Source organism: Actinomadura sp. 7K507, assembly GCF_004348425.1.
GTDB lineage: Bacteria > Actinomycetota > Actinomycetes > Streptosporangiales > Streptosporangiaceae > Spirillospora.
This window is the reverse complement of the sequence record NZ_SMKK01000219.1, coordinates 1-16,474: the sequence shown is the minus strand read 5'-3', so window position 1 is coordinate 16,474 and position 16,474 is coordinate 1. Positions and strand designations below refer to the sequence as shown.

The following is a 16,474-nucleotide window of genomic DNA, read 5'->3' as shown; positions in this document are numbered from 1 at the left end:
CCCCAGGGTTAGCGCCCGCGTCCGGACGCCGACCCCTCCGCACGACTTCCGCCCGGGAGAGGAGATGGATCGATGCCCTCCGATGTGTTGTTGAGCGACGGCCGGCCACGTACGTGGGCGGCGCGGATTCGGTGCAAGGACGGCGACCACGCGCTTGAGCTGACGCATCGGGAGGTGGTCGCCGAGCGGCTGCTGCGGACGTCGCGCAAGCACTCGTTCGACCCCGACGTGGACGTCGACTGGGACGCCCCGCAGGACCCCGACGTGTTCTACATGCCCCCCGAACTCGTGTCGCTCTACGAGACGCCGCTGTGGGACGGGCTGACGCACCGGCAGCGGGTGGAGCTGTCCAAGCAGGAGATGTGCAGCATCGCCTCGTTCGGGATCTGGTCGGAGATGCTGCTGATGCAGTCGCTGGTGATGCACGCCTACCGGCACCGCTACGACAGCGACCACGTGGCCTACGCGCTGACCGAGATCGCCGACGAGTGCCGGCACTCGAAGATGTTCGGGCGGATGGTGCGGACGTGCGGGCTCCGCACCCACCGGCCGAGGGCACCGGAGTTCCACTTCGCGAAGCTGTTCGGGGCCGTGTACGACCCGATGCCGATGTGGGCCGGGACGCTGGTCGTGGAGGAGTTCACCGACGCGTTCCAGCGGCTGACGTTCCCCGACGAGGACCTGCAGCCGATGATCCGGCAGGTCACGCGGATCCACGTCATCGAGGAGGCGCGGCACATCAAGTACGCGCGCGAGGAGCTGAAGCGGCTGGTGGCGGAGCTGCCGGCGGTGCGTCGGCGGATGGCGGCCTACGGGCTCGCGCAGGCGACGCGGCTGACGTCCACGCAGGTGATCCACCCGTCGTGCTACGAGGCGGTCGGCCTGGACCCGAAGCTGGCGCGGCGGGTGGCCGCCCGCAGCCCGCACCGGCGCGCGACGCTGGCGTGGGCGTTCCGCAAGTGCACCGCGTTCTTCGACGAGGTCGGGTTCCTGGACGGCCGCGCCCGCGGCGTATGGATCAGGGCCGGACTGCTGGAACCGTAACCCATTCTAGTCGGCGGCCATTTATCTTGACGTCGACCTTGCATTAGAAAATGGTTCGAGAATAGCGGGAGATTGGTCCCCCACGCCGGGGAGCGGAAGGGCCGCGGAGCGGGTCCACTCCGCGGCCCGTCGACGGAACGGGTTGCTGACCTGGAACTATATCCAGGACACTCCTACCGATTGGACGGTCACGTCGTCGACCCCCTCCTCCCCAGGTGCCGCAAGCACGCCGATCACGTGGCCTCTTCGGGGAGCATGACCGGCGCACTCCCTCCCCTTTTACGGGCATCACACTAGAAGGTGTTGACAGAAAATATGCCATGATCGGCCGATTCAGGTCAGAAATCATTCAGCGCGTCGAGCACGTCGCGGGCGGCGGCGGTGGCCCGGTCGAGGCAGGCGCCCTCCCGATCGTCCCGCTCACCCGCGCCCGGCGCCCGCTCGCTGTAGCTGACCGTGAAGACCGCGTTACGGATACGGGCCGTGACCTGCCCGAGCACCGCGGGGCGGCCCTCGTCGGCCTTGAACCAGCGGTACGCCTCGTCCCCCATGCCCCGATGCCGCGCCAGGCTGATCGTCCGGATGAACGGGGTGTCGTGCGCCTGCGCCCACTGCGTGTCGTAATAGCTCTCGGCGTCCTCCACCGGAGTGTCGGTGACGCCGGGCGAGTACAGGCGGGCCTCCACCCGGAGCCAGCGGTGCTCCGAGCCCGCCGAGGAGTACGTGCATGTGGTGAGCGTCGAGTTCGCGCTCTGCCGCTGCGCCGCCTTGGGGACGGCCTGGTCGACCGTGTCCTTCGACACCGTCCCGCACGGCTCGGGCAACGCCTCGACGAACCGCTGCGACGGCGAGTCGCCCGGCGGCCTTATCGCCGCGTTGTCCCGGCCGGCGTGACCCTGACCCTGCCCCGGCATCACCAGGAAGACGACCGCACCGGCCACCGCCAAGGCGGCGACCACCGCCAGCAGCTTGAGCAGCCTCGGACGCCGGTCCGGCGACGGCGGCTCCGGTGCGGAATAGACCCGGTGGAACGGTTCCGACGAGCGCTGAAGCCCCACTCCCCGCTCCTCACTCCCCCGTCTCGCCCTCAGTACCTTCCGTCCGGCGCGCCCGCCACCGCACCCTCAGGCGCCACCGGCGAGAAATTCTCACCGGCCCGCCTCCCGTCAACGTAGTCAGGCGCTCGCCCCCTGACCAGGCCCCCGGACGGTAGGGATTGTCAGACCTCGTGGTCACAATGGTGGGGTGCTCGTAGCCGACATCACGCGGACATCGCAGGCGGTCGCGGGGACCTCCGGCCGCAAGGCCAAGGTATCCGCGCTCGCGGAGTGCTTGCGGGCGGCGGAGCCGGGCGAGGCGGCGAGCGTGGTCGCCTACCTGTCCGGTGAGCTGCCGCAACGCCAGATCGGCGTGGGGTACGCCTCATTGCGGGACGTCCCGCCGCCGGCCGCCCAGCCGTCCCTGACCGTCCCCGAGGTGGACGCGGCGTTCACCGAGATCGGCGCGGTGTCCGGGCCGGGCTCGGTCGCCCGGCGGCGCGAGCTGCTCGCCGGGCTGCTCGGCCGCGCCACCCCCACCGAGCAGGACTTCCTGATCAGGCTCCTGGCGGGCGAGCTGCGGCAGGGCGCGCTGGACGGGGTCATGGCCGAGGCGATCGCGGCGGCGTCCGAAGTCCCGTCCGCCGAGGTGCGGCGGGCGTTCATGCTGCGCGGGACGCTGGGCCCGGTCGCCACAGCGGCCCTCGCGGGCGGCACCGGCGCGCTGCGCGAGTTCACGCTGGAGGTCGGGCGGCCGATCAAGCCGATGCTCGCGGCGTCCGCCCCGTCCATCGAGGAGGCGTTCGGCAAGCTCGACGCGGAGGCGGCCGTCGAATGGAAGCTCGACGGGATCCGCGCGCAGGTCCATGTAGTCGACGGTGAGGTGCGGGTTTTCACCCGGACGCTCGACGAGATCACCTCGCGGCTGCCCGAGGTCGTGGCGGCCGTGCGGGAGCTGCCCGTCCGCGCGGCCGTGTTCGACGGCGAGCTGATCGCGCTGCGGCCGGACGGACACCCCCACCCGTTCCAGGTCACCGCCGCCCGCACCGCCACACGGGCCGCCAAGAACACCGAGCCCGTCCCCCTGTCGGTCTATTTGTTCGACGTCCTGTACCTCGAAGACGGCGCAGGCGGGGGCGACCTGCTCGATGCGCCGGGGGCGGAGCGGGGCGCGGCGCTGGTGCGGGTCGTTCCTGAAGAGTTGCGGATGCCCCGTGTCGTCACCGGCGACCCGGGGCGGGCCAAGGAAGTGTTCGACGAGGCCGTCGCGCAGGGCCACGAGGGCGTCGTGGTCAAGTCGCTCGACAGCCCGTACACGGCGGGGCGGCGCGGCGCGGGCTGGATCAAGGTCAAGCCCCGGTACACCCTCGACCTCGTCGTCCTCGCGGTCGAATGGGGGCACGGCCGCAGGCAGGGCATGCTGTCGAACCTGCATCTCGGCGCCCGCGATCCCGAGACCGGCGGGTTCGTCATGCTCGGCAAGACGTTCAAGGGCCTGACCGACGAACTGCTCGCCTGGCAGACGGAGAAGCTCCGCGAGCTGGCCGTGCGCGAGGACGGCTGGACGGTGCACGTCCGGCCCGAACTGGTCGTGGAGATCGCGTTCGACGGCGTCCAGCACAGCCCCCGGTACCCGGGCGGCATCGCGCTGCGTTTCGCCCGCGTCCTGCGTTACCGCACCGACAAGTCCGCCGCCGAGGCCGACACGATCGAAACCGTCCGCTCCGTCGCGCCCGTAATGGACTAGCCGGTAATGGACTAGCCCGTGGTGGACCAGCCCGTGGTGGACTCACCGGTGGTGACTAACCCGTCCCGGTTCCGCCGGAGGCCCCCGCCCTGGGGCGCCGGCCCGGCGGCGGGTCGTCCTCCGGCCCGGTGTCGCGGGCGCGCCGCCTGGACGCGGCGCGGGTCCGCATCCGGGACGCGGAACCGCTGCGGGTGCGGGACAGCGCGCCGCGCCGCGCGCGGGCCTCGGCCCGCCGTTCGGCCCAGGCGCTCGCCCTGCGCTGGGCGGGCGAGGCGCCCCTGCGCTCCGCCCGCGCCTCGGCCCTGCGCTGCGCGCGGGCGAGCCGCCGGCGGCGGGCGCGCTCGGCGGCCTCGGACCGGCGCTGCAGCAGCTCCGGTGGGATGAGGTCGTGCCGTCCCGCGATGAACTCCTGGACCCAGATCTTGCCCCGGATGAGCGGCCGCCGGTAGGTCTTCTCGCGCCGCACGGCCCGCTGGAGCCTGCGCGACGCGTCGTCGTAGCGCCAGCGTGACCAGGGCGAGGCGGGACGCGCCACCCGGATCGCGCCGATGACCAGCAGCGCGGGCACGAACAGGCCGATGAGACCGGTCCAGATCTTGCCCTTCAGCAGGGTGACCACGGCGAGCACGAGGTTGACGGCGAGGTACGCGGCGTAAAGGCGGCCGAGGGAGCCGCTGCCGGGGTCGATGCCGAAGCCCACGTAGCTCAGCGGGTGGATGCCGAGGAGCAGCAGCCCGGTCACCGCGATGGCGACGAAGACGGCGTCGACGGAGGCGCGGCCCTTCTCCGTCCAGTAGACGTCGCTGAGATGCAGGATCAGCGCGAACTCGTCCAGGACGAGCGCCGAGCCCATGCCGAACACGACGGCCGCCGCCAGGCTGAACCCGACGTTTCCCTCCGGAATGGCGAGGCTGGCCACGCCGCCCGCCAGCATCAGCACGACGCCGAACACGACATGGTGGATGTGCACGTCACCGGCGGTCACGTTCCGGAACCACCGCACGTTGGAGCGGATCAGCCGGACGTTCACCCGCGTCAGCACAAAAGTGATCATGAACGCGACGAAGAAGCCGAACAGCGGCAGCCGCCCGGCCTCCACGATGCGTTCCTCGAACATCTCGATCATCTGCCCCCCGCAGCCTCCATAATGCCCTGCGACATGCGCGGATATCGTAGGACGCGGCCGATCAGCGACGATCCGAGGAGAAACCGCCGTGAGCCGCATCGTGGACCGCTGCGATCCCGGATACCGGGCCTGGACCGCCGAGGCCGTCCGGCTGGTCGACGCCGACGCCAACCGCAGCGCCGACACGCACCTGCACGTGTTCCCGCTGCCGCCGGAATGGGGCATCGACCTTTACTTGAAGGACGAGTCCGTCCACCCCACCGGTTCCCTGAAGCACCGGCTCGCCCGGTCGCTGTTCCTGTACGGGCTCGCGAACGGCTGGATCCAGGCCGACACGACGATCATCGAGGCGTCCAGCGGGTCCACGGCGGTGTCGGAGGCGTACTTCGCGCGTCTGCTGGGGCTGCCGTTCATCGCGGTGATGCCGGCGTCCACCAGCCCGGAGAAGATCCAGCTCATCGAGTTCCACGGCGGCCGGTGCCATCTGGTGGACGACCCGTCCGCGATCTACGACGAGTCGCGGCGGCTCGCGGCCGAGTGCGGCGGGCACTTCATGGACCAGTTCACCTACGCCGAACGCGCGACGGACTGGCGCGGCAACAACAACATCGCCGAGTCGGTCTTCGAGCAGATGCGGCTGGAGCGGTTCCCGGAGCCGTCCTGGGTCGTGGTGGGCGCGGGCACCGGCGGGACGTCCGCCACGATCGGCCGGTACGCGCGGTACCAGCGGTTCCAGACGCGGCTCGCGGTCGTCGACCCGGAGGGGTCGGCGTTCTTCGGCTCGTTCGCCGACGGGGACCCCGAGCGGACGGCGGCGGGCTCGCGGATCGAGGGCATCGGCCGCCCCCGCGTCGAGCCGTCGTTCCTGCCCACGGTGATTGACCGGATGATCCGGGTGCCGGACGCGGCGTCCATCGCGGCCATGCGCTGGACGAGCGAGGTCAGCGGACGGAACGTGGGCGGCTCCACCGGCACCAACATGTGGGGGGCTGCGGAGCTGATCGCGCAGATGCGGGCGGACGGCGAGCGCGGCAGCGTCGTCACGCTGATCTGCGACGGCGGCGAACGCTACACCGGCACGTACGGGTCGGACGCGTGGCTGGCGGAGCAGGGCCTCGACATCGAGCCGTACCTCACCGCGCTCAACGAGTTCCTGAAGACCGGCGAGATGCCCGCTATCCGGTGAATCTGATGGGGTTGACCAGGTCGGCGTAGATCAGCAGCCCGCCCATGACGATCAGGACGGCCGCCATCACATACGTCACCGGCAACGCCTTGGCGACGTCGACATAGCCGGGGTCGGGCCTTCGGAAGACCTTCGCGAACGCCTTCTTGATCGCCTCGAGGAGGGCCCCGGCGATGTGCCCGCCGTCCAGCGGCAGCAGCGGGATGAGGTTGAACATCCCGATCGCGAGGTTCAGCGACCCGAGCAGCATCACGAAGTAGGAGATCTTCTCGGTCCCGGTGAGGGCCTCGGACGCGGCGACGTCCCCGCCGATCCGGCTGACGCCGACGACCCCGACCGGGCCGTTCGGGTCGCGCTCGTCGTCGCCGAACGCCGCGTTCCACACGCCGACCATCTTCTGCGGCATCCGCACCAGCGCCCCCGCGGTGCGCGCGGTCAGGTCGCCCATCGTGCTCGCGACCGCGGCGGGGCCCTGCCGCTCGATCTCGCTGGTCGGGGTGATGCCGAGGAACCCGACCTCGACGATCTTGTCCGGGTCGTCCAGGTGCTGCATCTGGTTGCGGGCGATCGGGACGTCCAGCCGCATGTCCTGCCCGCCGCGCTCGACGGTCATCGGCACGGTCTGGCCGCCCTCGCCGCGGATCAGCTCCTGCAGGTCGCGGTAGTCGTCGATCTTCGCGCCGTCGAACGCCACGATCCGGTCACCGGGCTGCAGGCCGACCTGCTTCGCCGGCGTCGGCGCCGCGTTGGCCGGGCACTCGGTGAGCCCGGACTGGCTCGCCGGCACCATGCACTGGGCGACCTCCCGGATCACCGGCTGCGGCTGGTTCGTGCCCAGGCCCATCAGCAGGATCGCGAAGAACATCACCGCCAGCAGCAGGTTCATCGCCGGCCCGCCGGACATGATCAGCAGCTTCTGCCACCACTTCTTGCCGTAGAAGACGCGGTCCTCGTCGCCCGGCCTGACCTCTTCCAGCGCGACCCCGCGCGCGGACTCGATGAGGTTCTGGAACGGGCCGGTGCTGGCCTTCCGGATCGTCCCGGGGGCGTCGCCCTTGCGCGGCGGCAGCATCCCGATCATCCGGATGTAGCCCCCGAGCGGGATCCACTTGATCCCGTACTCGGTCTCGCCCCGGCGCCAGGACTTCATGGTCGGCCCGAACCCGACCATGAACTGGGTGGTCCGCACCTTGAACAGCTTGGCGAACGAGAAGTGCCCCAGCTCGTGCAGCGCGATGGACACCAGCAGGCCGACGAAGAGAATCAACGCTCCAGCCAGGTAGGCCATGCGGCTTGCCCCTCCGGTCAGTGCCCCGTTCACCCCGGGGGCGTCTCCATCGACCAACTCAGAGTACGGCACGGCCCCCAATCCGGTTGACCGAGCGCGCAAGGCGGCCGGCCGGCTTTTCCGGGCCCGGTTTGAGCCGGGATGCTAACCCGCCCGCGAACATTGGCATGCGCGGTGCTATTCGCGCCCCCCTGCCTCCTGTGCATCATGGCGGCCCACCCCGGGTCCTTGGAGGTATGCCTTGAAACGCGGTCATGTAGCTGCCCTGGCGTTGACGCTCGCCCTGTCCCTGGCCGGATGCAGCGGCTCCGACGACGGGGCCGGCGACGGGTCCGACGGTGGCGCCACGGCCGGGGGGCCGTCCGCGTCCGCTGCGCCGTCGTCCGGCAAGGGGAACACGGGTTCGCGCACGCCGCCCGCGCAACTGGAGGCCACCAAGAAGTTCCAGGAATGCCTGCGCAAGCAGGGTGTGGAGATCCCGAGCCCCGACCCGACCTCGTCGCCCCCCGAGCGCGACACCAAGAAGATCATGACCGCCATGCGCGAGTGCATGAAGGCGGTCACGGCATCACCGACCCCCGGCTGACCCTCCCGGCGTACGCCTGCCGACCCTCCCGGCGTACGCCGCGGGCCATGGCATAGAATGCCGACCGCCGATGATCCCGTGCGGGAGAGTCCCTCGCAGCCGGTGAGGGACGCCGAAGGAGCAAATCCTCCCCGGAACCTCTCAGGCCAACGGACCGCACGGGCCAGGCGACCTCTGGAAAGCGGGGACACGGTCCCCCGCCGAAGGTGAAAGCCCGCCTGAGCGGCGGGTGAAGCTCTCAGGCGCCGATGACAGAGGGGGAGGCACCGAGACGCCCCGGTGCGTGAATGGGACGATGGACCATGCGCGCCCGTGACGAAGGAGCCGAGCCCATGACCGCCGACCCGACCGTGAAGAAGACGCCGCTGCACGACGTCCACCAGGACCTCGGCGCGAACCTCGTCGACTTCGCCGGCTACCTCATGCCGCTGCGCTACGCGAGCGAGACCGCCGAGCACCAGGCCGTCCGCACCGGCGCCGGGCTGTTCGACCTGTCGCACATGGGAGAGATCTTCGTCTCCGGGCCGGGCGCGGGCGCCGCGCTCGACTACGCGCTCGTCGGCAACCTGGCCTCGATGCCGGTCGGCAAGGCCCGCTACACCATGACCTGCGGGCAGGACGGCGGGATCCTCGACGACGTGATCGTCTACCGGCTGGCCGACGCCACCTGGATGGTCGTCGCGAACGCCTCCAACGCCGACGTCGTCCGCGAGGCGCTGGTCGAGCGGGCCGCGGCCTTCGAGGCCGCCGTCGAAGACCGCTCCGAGACCTACGGGCTGCTCGCCCTCCAGGGGCCGCGCTCCCAGGGGATCCTCGAGGAGTTCACCGACGCGCCGCTGGCCGACCTCAAGTACTACGCGGTCCTCGCCGGACGCGTCGCGGGCGTAGACGCGCTCATCGCCCGCACCGGATACACGGGCGAGGACGGCTTCGAGCTGTTCGTGGACGCGTCCGACGCCGTCCCCCTGTGGAAGACGCTCGCCGGTGTGGACGGCGTCGTCCCCGCCGGCCTGTCCGCACGCGACACGCTCCGCCTCGAAGCGGGCATGCCGCTGTACGGCAACGAACTGACCGCCGAGACCACGCCGTTCGAAGCGGGCCTCGGCCGGATCGTGAAGCTGGACAAGCCGGGCGACTTCGTCGGGAAGACCGCCCTGGCCGCCCAGGCCCAGACCCCGCAGGGCCGTAGGCTCGTGGGACTGGTCGCACGCGGGCGTCGAGCGCCCCGTAAGGGGTACCAGGTCGTCACGTCCGGCGGCGCGCCGTGCGGGATCGTGACGAGCGGCGCCCCGTCGCCCACACTGGGCACGCCGATCGCCATGGCGTACCTCGACAGCGGAGTCGAGGAGACCGACCTCGCCGTGGACGTCCGCGGCCGCCAAGAGCCGGTGGACGTGGTTCCCCTGCCGTTCTACAAGCGTCCCTGAAAGAGAGAAGTGATCGTGAGCGTTCCGGAGCAGCTCCGCTACAGCGAAGAGCACGAGTGGGTGTCCGGCCTCGGTGGCGAGGACGGGATCGTCACCATCGGCATCACCGCGCACGCCGCCGACGCCCTGGGAGAGATCGTCTACCTCGAGCTGCAGCCGTCCGAGGGCGACTCCGTCGAGGCCGGCGAGCCCTGCGGGGAGATCGAGTCGACCAAGTCGGTCAGCGACGTCTACTCCCCCGTCAGCGGCGAGATCACCGCGATCAACGCCGCCGCGGTGGACGAGCCCAAGGTCATCAACGACGACCCGTACGGCGAGGGCTGGATCTTCAAGGTCCGCATCTCCGAGGAACCGGGCGACCTGCTCGACTCGGCCGCCTACGACAAGCTGATCGAGGAGAGCTGATCTTGAGCCTGCACGACTCGCTCGCCACGTCCGACCCCGAGGTCGCCCGGGCCGTCGCCGCCGAGCTGCGGCGCCAGCAGTCCACCCTGGAGATGATCGCCTCGGAGAACTTCGCGCCGGTCTCCGTCCTGGAGGCGCAGGGCTCGGTCCTGACCAACAAGTACGCCGAGGGCTACCCCGGGCGGCGCTACTACGGCGGCTGCGAGCACGTCGACGTCACCGAGCAGCTCGCGATCGACCGCGCGAAGTCGCTGTTCGGCGCCGAGCACGCGAACGTCCAGCCGCACAGCGGCGCGCAGGCCAACACGGCCGTCTACTTCGCGCTGCTCAAGCACGGCGACACGATCCTCGGCCTCGACCTCGCGCACGGCGGGCACCTCACCCACGGGATGCGGCTGAACTACTCCGGCAAGACGCTGAACGTGGTCCCGTACCACGTCCGCGCCGAGGACGGCCTGGTCGACATGGACGAGGTGGCCTCGCTGGCGGCCGAGCACCGTCCCAAGATGATCGTGGCGGGCTGGTCGGCGTACCCGCGGCAGCTCGACTTCCCCGCCTTCCGGGAGATCGCCGACTCGGTCGGGGCGCTGCTCATGGTCGACATGGCGCACTTCGCGGGCCTCGTCGCCGCGGACCTGCACCCGTCCCCCGTCCCCTACGCGGACATCGTCACGACCACCACCCACAAGACGCTCGGCGGCCCCCGCGGCGGCCTGATCCTCGCCCGCGAGGAGTACGGCAAGAAGATCAACTCCGCGGTGTTCCCCGGCATGCAGGGCGGCCCCCTGGAGCACGTGATCGCCGCCAAGGCCGTCGCCCTCAAGATCGCCGCGTCGGACGAGTTCCGCACCCGCCAGTCGCTCACCGTCGAGGGGGCCCGCGTCCTGGCCGACCGGCTCCTCGCCGAGGACTCCGCCAAGGCCGGCGTGAAGGTCCTGACCGGCGGGACGGACGTCCACCTCGTCCTGGTCGACCTCGTGGACTCCGAACTCACCGGCCGCGACGCCGAGGACCGCCTCCACGACATCGGCATCACCGTCAACCGCAACGCCGTACCGAACGACCCGCGCCCGCCGATGGTCACGTCCGGCCTGCGCATCGGCACCCCGGCGCTCGCCACCCGCGGCTTCACCGCCGCCGACTTCACCGAGGTGGCCGACATCATCGCCCTGGCCCTCCAGCCGACCTTCGACCGCGACGCCCTGTCGTCCCGAGTGAAGGCCCTCGCGGCCAAGCACCCCCTATACCCGGACCTGTGACGCCACCGCGCCCCCTTCCACCCGGAAGGGGGCGCCGGCCACACCGGAACTTCCCGTAACGCACCACTCGGCACTTGCAGGATCTGGCGGCCGCATCAGGTCAGGGGGTGGATCGGGGGAGCGTGCCAGCAAATACTGGCGCTGACTGTCCCGTCCGCCAAGGAGCCCGCCATGGATCGAGCCGGCCCGAATCCTCTCCCGTCCCGCCGCGGCGTCATCCTCGGCGGTGCCGCCCTGCTCGGCGCCGCCGTGCCGCTGGCCGGTACGGCCCGCGCCACCGCCCCGCCGGAGACCGGGTGGGTCGATGTGCCCGTCCCGCCGCTGACCGGCCAGCGGCCACTGCTCGGGATCGCCGCGCCGGACCCGTGGCACGTCTTCGCCGGCGGCGCCGAGAACGCGAACCAGCCGGACCAGCGCGCCGTCATGCTGCACCGGACCCCGCGCGGCTGGACGCGGGCCGTCCTGCCCGAGGGCCTGACCATCGTCAACGACGTCCGCGCCCGGCACGCCGCCGACGCCTGGGCCCTCGCCGCGGCCGCAGAGGCCCAGGAACGCACCGACCTGCTGCACTGGAACGGGCGCCGCTGGACGACGGTGCCCGGCCCCGCCGGCGAGCGGCTCTACGCCATCGACCTGGACCGGACCGGCGCGCTGTGGGCGACCGGCATCGGCGAGGGCGGCACGACGGTGTCCGTGCGGCGCAGGCACGGCCCGTGGACGAACACGCTCACCCTGCCGGAACTCCATGGGCTCAACGCCATCGCCGCCGGGAGCCGCTCGGACGTCTGGGTCGGGGGAATGGGCGAGTCGAGCACCGCGCCGACCCCGCTGTGGCACTTCGACGGCACGGACTGGACGCGCGTCATGTGGGAAGGGACGACCTACGCCCACTGGATCCTGCAGATCGAGTACGTCGCCCCTGACGACGTCTGGTTCTACGCCATAGAGCAGCACCCACTGTTCAGGCCGCCCACGCTGCACCACTGGAACGGCTCCGCATTCACCGTGCACCCACTCCCGGAACGGACCGCCGCGGCCGGCGAGGTACGCCCGAGGTCCGTGACCGGGTTCCTCGGCTCGCTCGCCTCCGACGGGCGGGGCGGCGTCTGGCTGTCCTACTCGTTCGACCCCACCTACCTGCTGCATTTCGACGGCGGCTCCTGGACTCTCGTCAGCCCGCCCGTCCCGACGGCCGCGTACTCGATGGCCCGCGTGCCCCACACCACCACCGTCTGGGCAGGCACCCAGAGGGGCACGGTCTGGCGTCATTCCACACGTCCTAGCCCACGCCCGCAGTAGCGCCGACGAGGTCGTCCCACGGCTGGGCGGTGGGTGTGCCCGTAGCGCGGGCGTCCTTACAGGGCCTCGTTCAGGGCGTGGGCGGCCGCGCGGCGCAGGGTTCGGCGTTCGGCTTCGGTGACGGACTTGTCCGAGCACGAAGCCATGGCGATGAGGTTGCCCTTGCGCGCCACGATCACGGTCCAGGAGCTGTCGGTGAGCCCCTCGCAGCTCTCCTCGCCCACACCGGTGTCCGCGGGCGGGCCGGTGCAGCCGAAGTCGGTGCCGCCGTCCAATGCCTCGTGCGCCTCCTCCACGCCTTTCTCCGGTTCGTCGCCGTTGTAGAGGTTGAGCTGGACCTGGAAGGTGTCCTCCGGGGAGAACCGCGAAGTCCCGAACGCGCAGAGCCGCCACTCCCCATAGCCGTCGCTCTTTCTCTGCGGGACGCGCTTGCTGTCCGCGGCTTCCACGTCGCGCAGTATCTGCTCTCCCTCGCCGTCGTCGTAAAGGGCGCACACGTCAGGCAGAGACGTGGCGACGTCGGGTTTCAGCAGCAGTTCCCGGCCGAAGGCGACGCCGCCGACGGCCATCGCGAGCACGATGGGAAACGCGATGGCCACCGCCAGCCAGGGCGCGAAACGCCGTCCGCCGGAACCGCTCGCCGGCATGGTCGGCCCGTGGACAGGTGGAGGCGGCATCGGCGGCGGCGCGTACGCCGGTCGCGGCTGCTCCCGTTGCGTCAGCCGTTGGACGAGGTCGGACGCGGTGGGCCGCCGGGCCGGGTCCTTGGTGAGGCAGGACGAGACCAGGCCGCGCAACCGCCCGTCCAGGGCGGACAGGTCCGGCTCCTCGTTCAGGATCTGGTGGAAGAGGGCCTGGACGCTGTCCCGCCTGAACGCCGGACGGCCGGTCGCGGCGAACACCATCGTCGCGCCCCAGGCGAACACGTCGGCCGCCGCCGTGACGCGGTGGCCTTCGATCTGCTCCGGCGCCATGTAGGCCGGGGTCCCGATCGGGCCCTGGGTCAGCGAGGAGGTGACGTCCACCGCGCGGGCGATCCCGAAGTCGATGACGCGCGGCCCGCCGGGCCCCAGCAGCACGTTGTGCGGCTTGAAGTCGCGGTGGACGATCCCCGCCTCGTGGACGGCGGCCAGCGCGGTCGCCGTGTCGACGGCCAGCCGCTCCAGCGCCGCACCCCACCGCGGCCCCTCGGCGATCACGGCGGCCTGCAGGGACGGGCCGTCGACGAACTCGCTGACCACGTACGCGATGCCGGGCTCCAGCCGGACGTCGATGACACGCACCGTGCATGCGGGCGGCACCCGCCGGGCCGCCTCGGCCTCCCGCGCCATCCGCCGCCGCGCGTTCGCGTCGAGCCCGCGCAGCAGCTTGACCGCGACCCGCTCCCCGTCGCCGCCGGAGCCGAGATAGACGACGCTCTGCGCACCCTCGCCAAGCCGTCCCAGGACCTCCCACGGGCCGATGAACGAAGGATCGCCCGGCTCCAGCGGCATCGCGGACATCTGCCTCCTTCGGGAAAGAAAGATGCCCTCTTCTTTACATCATTCGGGATATACCGGGGGCCGCGCGACCCTGACGCATCGGCGGTGGGTTTCCGGCGCCGCCGGGTATCGGCGACGCACACGGGAGGTCATGGCACTGGACCTTTCACCGGCATTCCCGCCCGGTCATCCGGAGAGCGGATCAGTCGTCGCCTCGGAAGTGCTGCCTGGCCAGTTGCACGAAGGCTCCCCCGAACCCGAGCGTCGCGATTCCGGTGACCACGAAGAGCACCGTGACCAGCACGGTCACCATGAACCTCGACCAGCTCCACACTCCCGCCTCGTAGGCCGTCCCGGCTGCGAGGCGGGCGGGCAGGCGCCGGTCCGGCCGGCATTCGCCGGAGTGCTCCACCTGGACGCCGGGTCTGCGACCGCCTCGATCGGGCTGGAAGTCTCCCTGGCAGGTCGCCGGTGTCCTGGGATGGCCATCGCGGTCCAGGCCCGTGATGGTCACCGTCCCCTGGGTCCCGGTCACGCCGTACGTCGCCGCCCAGCCCTGTCCAAAGCTGAACAGGCCCCAGCCGGACAGGACCAGGAACGGTGCCGCCAGCAGGAACAGGGGACCGAACACAACCCACCCGTAGTCGCGCTCACCGCTCGCCAACATGCACCTCCGCCGGGGACGCCGAGCCGGCCGCTGACGAAACGGCTCGTCCGGTGAGACGCGCACCGATGATCACATGTTCACGGGGTTTGCGCGCTCCGCGGCCCGCGCCCCGTCCTGTCGGGGGATGAGGCGTTCCCTCTGGTGATGCTCAGGAGGTGAGGGCGCCGCGGCCGGTGGGTGAGTGGGCGCCGCGTCGGGCCTCGTTGCCGCAGTGGCGGCAGATCACCATGGGGCTGACCGTCTCGCCGCAGGAGTGCTCCCAGCGGACGGGCGGGTCGTCCGCGTGCAGGTGGCGGTCGCCCCACCTCATCAGGACGAGCAGGACGTCGCCCAGCTCCATGCCCGCGGGCGTCAGGTGGTACTCGTAGCGGACCGGGTGGTCGCTGTAGCGCTCACGGCGGATGACGCCGTTCGCCTCCAGCTTGCGCAGGCGGGACGTCAGGATGTCGCGGGACGCGCCCGTGTTGCGGACGATCTGGTCGAAGCGCCGCACCCCGTAGCTGAGCTCGCGGATGACGAGCAGGCTCCAGCGTTCGCCGACCAGGTCCAGGGTGTCGGCGACGGAGCACTCGCGCGGGCGGGCGTCCTTCGGCATACCGGGAAGCCTAGCCGCCGGACCTGGCCGGACCATCCGTCAGAGCCTCTCGATGACGGTGGCGTTGGCGAGGCCGCCCGCCTCGCACATGGTCTGGAGCCCGTAGCGTCCGCCGCGGTCTTCGAGGGCGTGCAGCAGCGTCGTCATGATGCGGGCGCCGCTGGCGCCGAGCGGGTGGCCGATGGCGATCGCGCCGCCGCGCACGTTGACGCGGGTGAGGTCGGCGCCGGTCTCGCGCTGCCATGCGAGGACGACCGGGGAGAACGCCTCGTTCACTTCGAACAGATCGATGTCGGCCAGGGCGAGGCCGGCGCGGTCCAGGACCTTCTCGGTCGCCGGGATGATCGCGGTGAGCATGAGCAGGGGGTCGTCGCCGGTCACGGCGAACGCGTGGAAGCGGGCGCGGGGACGCAGGCCCAGGCGTCCGGCGACGTCGGCGCCCATGACGAGGACGGCGGCGGCGCCGTCGTTGACCGGGGACGCGTTGCCCGCCGTGATCTTCCAGCCGATCTCGGGGAACCGCTCGGCCATGCGCTCGTCGTAGTAGGCGGGCTTGAGGCCCGCGAGGATCTCCGGGGACGTCCCGGGACGGACGGTCTCGTCCCGCTGACCCGTCCAGGCGACCTCCCGGTCGAACTCGCCGTTCTTCCACGCCCCGGCGGCGCGGCGGTGCGACTCGTGGGCGAAGGCGTCGAGCTCCTCGCGCGACAGGTTCCAGCGGGCGGCGATCAGTTCGGCGCTGATGCCCTGGCCGACGAGGCCGCCCGGGTACCGGTCGCGGAGCATCGTGCCGAACGGGTCGCTGCCGGGCAGGACGCTCGCCCCCATCGGGACCCGCGACATCGACTCGACGCCGCACGCGATCGCGATGTCGTACGCGCCGCTCTGCACGCCCTGCGCCGCGATGTGCAGGGCCTGCTGGGAGGAGCCGCACTGCCGGTCGACGGTCATGGCGGGGACGGTCTCCGGGAACCCGGCGGCCAGGACGGCCGTGCGGGTGATGTTGAGCGCCTGGTCGCCGGCCTGGGTGACGACCCCGCCGACGACGTCGTCCACCTGAGCCGGGTCGACGCCCGAGCGTTCGACGAGCGACTTCAGCGTGCGTGCCAGGAGGTCGGCCGGGTGGTCGTCGTGCAGCGTCCCGTCCGGCTTTCCCTTGCCCAGCGGAGTGCGCACGGCCTCCACGATCACCGCGTCCCGCATGACTCCCACCTCCGTTGCGTTTTCCAACTCACTATCGGAGTATGCGATCAGCGAGTTGGAAAACACAACCCACGGCGTCTGTGCGCTGCCTCACGCGCAAAACCCGGGGGCCGCGGCGTATACC

The 16,474-nt window shown here is 71.3% G+C and carries 15 protein-coding genes and 1 riboswitch; of the genes, 8 read left to right on the top strand and 7 right to left on the bottom strand.

Annotated elements, in window-relative coordinates:
* Positions 1-72: 72 nt before the first annotated feature.
* On the top strand, positions 73-1,044 hold the full coding sequence (locus tag E1285_RS35295) for a diiron oxygenase (protein ID WP_132158930.1): 972 nt from the start codon (positions 73-75) through the stop codon (positions 1,042-1,044).
* 338 nt (positions 1,045-1,382) lie between these two features.
* Here the strand turns inward: E1285_RS35295 and E1285_RS35290 are convergent, their stop codons facing one another.
* Complete coding sequence (locus E1285_RS35290) at positions 1,383-2,102, bottom strand: hypothetical protein (RefSeq protein WP_132158929.1); 720 nt, start codon at positions 2,100-2,102, stop codon at positions 1,383-1,385.
* A 187-nt stretch (positions 2,103-2,289) separates the two neighbouring features.
* Here E1285_RS35290 and E1285_RS35285 point away from each other — a divergent pair, with 187 nt between their 5' ends.
* Positions 2,290-3,828, top strand: coding sequence for an ATP-dependent DNA ligase (locus E1285_RS35285; RefSeq protein WP_132158928.1), 1,539 nt, complete (start codon positions 2,290-2,292; stop codon positions 3,826-3,828).
* Positions 3,829-3,883: 55 nt separating this feature from the next.
* Here the strand turns inward: E1285_RS35285 and E1285_RS35280 are convergent, their stop codons facing one another.
* The gene (locus E1285_RS35280) at positions 3,884-4,954 is read right to left on the bottom strand and encodes a hypothetical protein (RefSeq protein ID WP_207947046.1); all 1,071 of its coding nucleotides are present in this window, start codon (positions 4,952-4,954) and stop codon (positions 3,884-3,886) included.
* An 88-nt stretch (positions 4,955-5,042) separates the two neighbouring features.
* Between E1285_RS35280 and E1285_RS35275 the strand changes: the two genes are divergently transcribed.
* A complete protein-coding gene (locus E1285_RS35275; protein ID WP_132158927.1) occupies positions 5,043-6,140 on the top strand; it encodes a PLP-dependent cysteine synthase family protein in 1,098 nt (365 codons plus the stop codon).
* Here the strand turns inward: E1285_RS35275 and E1285_RS35270 are convergent.
* Positions 6,130-7,428: a M50 family metallopeptidase gene (locus tag E1285_RS35270; RefSeq protein WP_132158926.1), complete on the bottom strand. Its 1,299-nt coding sequence runs from the start codon at positions 7,426-7,428 to the stop codon at positions 6,130-6,132. The two genes, E1285_RS35275 and E1285_RS35270, sit on opposite strands and share 11 nt — an antisense overlap.
* Positions 7,429-7,669: 241 nt before the next feature.
* Between E1285_RS35270 and E1285_RS35265 the strand changes: the two genes are divergently transcribed.
* The 5 genes from E1285_RS35265 to E1285_RS35245 all read left to right on the top strand — a co-directional run bounded on the left by E1285_RS35265 (position 7,670) and on the right by E1285_RS35245 (position 12,404).
* Entirely contained in the window at positions 7,670-8,014 is a 345-nt protein-coding gene (locus tag E1285_RS35265; RefSeq protein ID WP_132158925.1) for a hypothetical protein, read from the top strand.
* A gap of 71 nt (positions 8,015-8,085) precedes the next feature.
* A riboswitch (glycine riboswitch) is annotated at positions 8,086-8,181 on the top strand.
* A gap of 165 nt (positions 8,182-8,346) precedes the next feature.
* Positions 8,347-9,441, top strand: coding sequence for a glycine cleavage system aminomethyltransferase GcvT (gcvT, locus tag E1285_RS35260; RefSeq protein WP_132158924.1), 1,095 nt, complete (start codon positions 8,347-8,349; stop codon positions 9,439-9,441).
* A gap of 15 nt (positions 9,442-9,456) precedes the next feature.
* Positions 9,457-9,846, top strand: coding sequence for a glycine cleavage system protein GcvH (gene gcvH, locus E1285_RS35255; protein WP_132158923.1), 390 nt, complete (start codon positions 9,457-9,459; stop codon positions 9,844-9,846).
* Between the two features lie 2 nt (positions 9,847-9,848).
* A complete protein-coding gene (glyA, locus tag E1285_RS35250) occupies positions 9,849-11,105 on the top strand; it encodes a serine hydroxymethyltransferase (protein WP_279510121.1) in 1,257 nt (418 codons plus the stop codon).
* 171 nt (positions 11,106-11,276) lie between these two features.
* Positions 11,277-12,404 carry a hypothetical protein gene (locus E1285_RS35245; RefSeq protein ID WP_132158922.1) on the top strand — a complete coding sequence of 376 codons (1,128 nt, stop codon included), beginning with the start codon at positions 11,277-11,279 and terminating at the stop codon, positions 12,402-12,404.
* A gap of 56 nt (positions 12,405-12,460) precedes the next feature.
* Here the strand turns inward: E1285_RS35245 and E1285_RS35240 are convergent, their stop codons facing one another.
* The 4 genes from E1285_RS35240 to E1285_RS35225 form a co-directional block, all read right to left on the bottom strand.
* Entirely contained in the window at positions 12,461-13,906 is a 1,446-nt protein-coding gene (locus E1285_RS35240; RefSeq protein ID WP_132158921.1) for a serine/threonine-protein kinase, read from the bottom strand.
* Between the two features lie 181 nt (positions 13,907-14,087).
* Positions 14,088-14,552, bottom strand: a complete 465-nt coding sequence (locus tag E1285_RS35235) for a hypothetical protein (protein WP_132158920.1) — start codon at positions 14,550-14,552, stop codon at positions 14,088-14,090.
* A gap of 148 nt (positions 14,553-14,700) precedes the next feature.
* Positions 14,701-15,147 (bottom strand): helix-turn-helix domain-containing protein, encoded by a 447-nt coding sequence (locus E1285_RS35230; protein WP_132158919.1) that lies wholly within the window; start codon positions 15,145-15,147, stop codon positions 14,701-14,703.
* A 39-nt stretch (positions 15,148-15,186) separates the two neighbouring features.
* Positions 15,187-16,350, bottom strand: a complete 1,164-nt coding sequence (locus tag E1285_RS35225; RefSeq protein ID WP_132158918.1) for a thiolase family protein — start codon at positions 16,348-16,350, stop codon at positions 15,187-15,189.
* Between the last annotated feature and the right edge of the window lie 124 nt (positions 16,351-16,474).

Excerpts from the sequence above, each read along its gene's own strand:
- E1285_RS35295 (WP_132158930.1), top strand. The coding sequence starts at position 73 with ATGCCCTCCGATGTGTTGTTGAGCGACGGCCGGCCACGTACGTGGGCG.
- E1285_RS35280 (WP_207947046.1), bottom strand. The coding sequence starts at position 4,954 with ATGATCGAGATGTTCGAGGAACGCATCGTGGAGGCCGGGCGGCTGCCG.
- E1285_RS35270 (WP_132158926.1), bottom strand. The coding sequence starts at position 7,428 with ATGGCCTACCTGGCTGGAGCGTTGATTCTCTTCGTCGGCCTGCTGGTG.
- gcvT (WP_132158924.1), top strand. The coding sequence starts at position 8,347 with ATGACCGCCGACCCGACCGTGAAGAAGACGCCGCTGCACGACGTCCAC.
- E1285_RS35245 (WP_132158922.1), top strand. The coding sequence starts at position 11,277 with ATGGATCGAGCCGGCCCGAATCCTCTCCCGTCCCGCCGCGGCGTCATC.
- E1285_RS35240 (WP_132158921.1), bottom strand. The coding sequence starts at position 13,906 with ATGTCCGCGATGCCGCTGGAGCCGGGCGATCCTTCGTTCATCGGCCCG.
- E1285_RS35235 (WP_132158920.1), bottom strand. The coding sequence starts at position 14,552 with ATGTTGGCGAGCGGTGAGCGCGACTACGGGTGGGTTGTGTTCGGTCCC.
- E1285_RS35230 (WP_132158919.1), bottom strand. The coding sequence starts at position 15,147 with ATGCCGAAGGACGCCCGCCCGCGCGAGTGCTCCGTCGCCGACACCCTG.
- E1285_RS35225 (WP_132158918.1), bottom strand. The coding sequence starts at position 16,350 with ATGCGGGACGCGGTGATCGTGGAGGCCGTGCGCACTCCGCTGGGCAAG.